Raw genomic sequence first — 1,667 nt, forward strand, 5'->3', positions numbered from 1 at the left:
GAGGGGTCAAGATCCCAGACGCTCGATTCCACTTGGGCGTGGCCGGTTACGTACCGATCCTTAAACGCCCTGACCGTGCGCTGGATCTGCTCGAACTGCTCCTGGAACACGATGACCGCTATGTGCTGCACTTACGAGGTCGCAATCCCTGGGATTACTCCTGGATGTGGCAACAACCCGTGACGCAGGACGCCTACCGGGCATTCTACGAACGTCTCACTGACGACCCCGAACTGCTCGCCCACGTGTCCTTCGATCCTTTTGGTCCGGACATGGGTCAGTGGTTCCGCCGGATCGGGTGGATGTTGTCCCCGAGCTCGAGGGAAACCTTCCACCTGGCACCCGTCGAGGGCCAGGCGAGCGGTGCGGTCCCTGTGGTGTGGGACCGTGAAGGTGCGGCGGAGATCTTCCCAGGGGAATTCGTGCACGCGGACACGCAGGCCGCGGCCCGCGCGATCATCAACGCCAACCAGGAAGCGAATGGGTACGACCGCGCGACGGCGAATGCGCGCCGGTCCGTCGGGCGTTTCGACATCGCGGCGGTCACTACCCAGTGGGCGGACGTCTTGTTCGGAGAGGGCCGGCGCGCACCGCAAATCTCGGAGCGTTTTGCGCGGTCTGATTTGCTCGACAGGTTACAGCGGGACGGTCGGGCGAAGGATCTGGATCGGTTGATCCTCCTGGTTCTCCTACGGGAGCAAGACCTCACGGCAGCGGAGGAGCTACTCGAACGGTTCCCCGAGCATACTTCCGATCTCAGTGCGTTAACTCGGGATATTCTGCGTGAGATGCGCATGGATCGGTCGTTCCGTGAAGGCGAGTTCACCCGACCCCCGCGCAGCCCCGGAGTCGCGTATCAGCCGCGCTGCGGCACCGCGCTGTTCGTGCACGAGGGCACCGATCCGGACACCGCACCGACGGACGCGGTACAGATCACCGCCGATGCCGTGACCCGGCGGGCCCGAGTCGAACGCCCAGCGGCCCTTGCAGTCACACCCGATGTGGTGACCGCGTGGGGAACCCTGGTGGCCGCACGTCGCCTGGGCATTCCCGCAATCCTGGTTGGCGAGCGCGGCCAGGATGAGTGGTTTCCGCCCGCGGACGAGTTCGACGCTGCGGTGACCCGCGAGGGCGAAGTTACCAGGGACGTCGTCCAAGCCGCCGTGGCTGCGCATGCCCGCCTCGCCAAGCACACGGACTCCGTATCCCTCAGCGAGCTCACGGTAGGCATGATTGCGGATGAGTTCACGGAACGTACGATCTCCGGCCGCTGCCGCGTGATCCGGATTCCGCGCCAGGACGCCTATCTCACCGTGGTCGCGCAGGATCTGGACGTGCTGTTCGTGGAATCCGCATGGAGCGGGCATGAGAAGCAATGGTTCCACGGCGTCGCGTATTACAAGGACGAGCGGGAGGACATCGAACGCGTGGTCGCCACAGCGCGAGCCAAGGGTGTGCCGGTGATCTTTTGGAATAAGGAGGACCCGGTCCACTTCCGCTCGTTCGCCCCCACCGCAGCCCTGTGCGACGCCGTGTACACCACGGATGCGGACCGAATTCCCGCGTATCTCGAACTCGGGGGCGAGCACCGGCCCGCAACGGTGGCCTCTATACCGTTCTACGCAGAACCGACCCTGCACCACCCGCTGCCCGGCACCTGGGCCGAG

At 65.0% G+C, this 1,667-nt stretch carries 1 protein-coding gene; it reads left to right on the forward strand.

Annotation, left to right across the window (positions count from 1 at the left end):
* On the forward strand, positions 1 to 1,667 hold a 1,667-nt coding region (locus Q4E95_RS12640), incomplete at both ends, for a glycosyltransferase (protein WP_303383638.1).

The sequence above is a fragment of the Kocuria sp. genome, from assembly GCF_030536815.1.
Lineage (GTDB): Bacteria > Actinomycetota > Actinomycetes > Actinomycetales > Micrococcaceae > Kocuria > Kocuria gwangalliensis.